Annotated in this window: 3 protein-coding genes; 2 read left to right on the forward strand and 1 reads right to left on the reverse strand. The window is 67.9% G+C overall.

The features are described from left to right. Positions 1-691: IclR family transcriptional regulator (locus G3N99_RS37930; RefSeq protein ID WP_206124934.1), on the reverse strand; the 691-nt coding region annotated here is incomplete at its 3' end. A gap of 172 nt (positions 692-863) precedes the next feature. On the opposite strand from G3N99_RS37930, the gene G3N99_RS37935 reads away from it, so the two are divergent. Continuing rightward, positions 864-1850, forward strand: coding sequence for a hydroxymethylglutaryl-CoA lyase (locus G3N99_RS37935; RefSeq protein ID WP_206124935.1), 987 nt, complete (start codon positions 864-866; stop codon positions 1848-1850). Next, positions 1847-2948: CoA transferase (locus G3N99_RS37940; RefSeq protein ID WP_206124936.1), on the forward strand; the 1102-nt coding region annotated here is incomplete at its 3' end. The genes G3N99_RS37935 and G3N99_RS37940, both read left to right, overlap by 4 nt.

Below are 2948 nucleotides of genomic sequence, written 5' to 3' on the forward strand. Positions count from 1 at the left end.
TCGCGAGTGCCGCCGCCATCGCCGGCGCGTCGGCGAGCCGCGATTTCGGGCCCGATACGGTCAGCGCGCCGACACACTCGCCGGCCGCACCGAACACGGGCGCGGACGCCGACGCCGTCTCGGGATCGCGCTCGCCGTACGACGCGGCCCACAGCTGTTCGCGCACGTCGTTCCATTGCGCATCCTGCATGTCGGTGAACGCCAGCAGCACCTTCCCGGACGCGCCCTGGCGCACCGGAAACTCCTCGCCGACACGAATCGACACGCGCACCGCACGCGCGGGCTCGACCCGATACAGCACCGAACGCATGTCGCCCTGGCGCACGTAGAACGACGCCGTTTCGCCGAGTTCGCGGCTCAGCGTCTCGAGCAGCGGCTCGACCACCGGGCCGACCCGGAAAGAACGCTGGTACAGCGCGGCGAGCCGCTGCGGCTCGTGCCCGATCGCGTACTGGCCGTCGTCGAGCTTGCGCATGAAGCCGCCATGTTCGAGCGCCGTGAGCAGGCGCAGGATCGTGCTCTTGTACAGCCCGGTGCGGCGCGACAGCTCCGCGAGCGACAGCCGGTCGTCGGTCTGCCCGAACGCACGGAGGATCGCGAACGCGCGATCGAGAACGGCGACGCCGCTGGACGTTTCTTCGGCCGGCGAATCGGGCTCGCTGCCGGCGTGATCGGTGTGAGTCTTGGGCACTGCCTGCTTCCTTCGGATGATGATCGGTCGACTATATCGTTCTGTCTGACAGAACTCAAGTTCCATAAAATCGCAATTTCACGGGTATACCCCGCTTACCGCCCATTCGATGCGCGCTTAGAGTTCTATCAAGCAGAACGATGTTCTTTCAGATAGAACGATGGAGTGTCAAATGAGCGTTTCCGAATACCCGAAGGTGCTGGTCAGCGAGGTCGGGCCGCGCGACGGCCTGCAGAGCATCAAGGCCGTGATGTCGACGGCCGGCAAGCTGAGCTGGATCACCGCGCTGGCCGCGGCCGGCCTGCGCGAGATCGAGGTCGGGTCGTTCGTGCCGGCCAGGCTGTTGCCGCAGATGGCCGATGTGGGCGAAGTCGTTGCACACGCGCTGGCGATTCCCGGGCTGCATGTCGCTGCGCTTGCGCCGAACCTGCGCGGTGCCGAGGGCGCATTCGAGGCAGGCGTGCACAAACTGACGCTGCCGGTGTCGGTGACGGAGGCGCACTCGCTGGCGAACATCCGCAAGACGCCCGCGCAGATGGTCGACGAGGTGCGCGCGATCGTCGCGCTGCGCAATGCGCGGTTTCCGTCGGTGCAGATCGAGGCGGGCGTGTCGGTCGCGTTCGGCTGCACGATCGCGGGCGCCGTCAGCGACGACGAGACGATCGCGATGGCGGTGGCGATGGCCGAATGTGGCGTCGACGAAATCGGGCTGTCCGACACGAGCGGCTATGCGAACCCGGCGCAGGTGCGCCGGCTGTTCGCCCGGCTGCACCGCGAAGTCGGCGACAAGGCGGGCGGCGCGCATTTCCACAATACGCGCGGGCAGGGGCTCGCGAACGTCGTCGCGGCGCTCGACGCGGGCGTGACGACGATCGACGCGAGCCAGGGCGGACTCGGCGGTTGTCCGTACGCGCCGGGCGCGACCGGCAACATCGTCACCGAGGATCTCGTGTTCCTGCTCGAATCGATGGGATTCGACACGGGAGTCGACGTCGACGCGCTGCTTGCCGCGCGCGCGATCCTGCACGCGGCGCTGCCGGACGAGGCGCTGTATGGCCACGTGCCGGACGCCGGGTTGCCGAAGGGCTTCCGTTACGCGGACGGCCGTTCTCCCACCGCGGAGCAACCGGAAGGATGCCTGTCGGGAGTCGCGCAATGAACGACCGCCAACCGGCTTCGCCACTGCCGTACGAAGGTGTGCGCGTGATCGAGATGACGCACATGGTGATGGGCCCGACCTGCGGGATGCTGCTCGCCGATCTCGGCGCGGAGGTCATCAAGATCGAACCGATCGCGGGCGACAGCACCCGCGCACTGCGCGGTTCGGGTGCGGGTTTCTTCGGGATGTTCAACCGCAACAAGAAGAGCCTTGCCGTCGACGTGAAAGATCCGCGCGGGCTGGAGATCGTGCTGCGGCTCATCGCGACGGCGGACGTGTTCAGCGAGAACTTCAAGAGCGGCACGATGGACCGGCTCGGCCTCGGTTATCCGGCGCTGTCCGCGTTGAATCCGGGCCTCGTGTACGTGTCGCACAAGGGCTTTCTGCCGGGGCCGTACGAGCACCGCACCGCGCTCGACGAAGTGGTGCAGATGATGGGCGGCCTCGCGTACATGACGGGCCCGGAAGGGCGGCCGCTGCGCGCGGGCGCGAGCGTGAACGACATCATGGGCGGCATGTTCGGTGCGATCGGTGCGATGGCCGCGCTCGCGCAGCGCGAGCGCACCGGCCGTGGCCAGCAGGTGCAGAGTTCGCTGTTCGAGAACAACGTGTTCCTCGTCGCGCAGCACATGATGCAATTCGCGGTGACCGGGCAGGCCGCATCGCCGATGCCGAGCCGCATTTCCGCGTGGGCCGTCTACGACGTGTTTGCCGTCAAGGATGGCGAACAGATCTTTCTCGCGGTCGTGTCGGATACGCAGTGGGCGCTGTTCTGCGATGCATTCGGCCTGACCGCGCTGAAGGACGATCCGCGCCTTGCGACCAACAACCTGCGCGTGCAGGCGCGCGACTGGCTGCTGCCCGAGTTGCGCGCGCGGCTCGCGCCGCATTCGGCCGCGGAGATCGGCGCGATCTTCGAATCGAATGGCCTGCCGTACGCGCCGATCACGAAACCGCACGACCTGTTCGACGATCCGCACCTGCTCGCCACGGGCGGCCTCGAAGCCGTGACGCTGCCGGCCGATGCGAGCAGCGCCGGGCGGCCGGTCGACACGCGTACCGCGCTGCTGCCGCTGACGCTGGCCGGCGAGCGCCTGC

The sequence above is a fragment of the Burkholderia sp. Ac-20392 genome (assembly GCF_017104585.1).
Lineage (GTDB): Bacteria > Pseudomonadota > Gammaproteobacteria > Burkholderiales > Burkholderiaceae > Burkholderia > Burkholderia lata.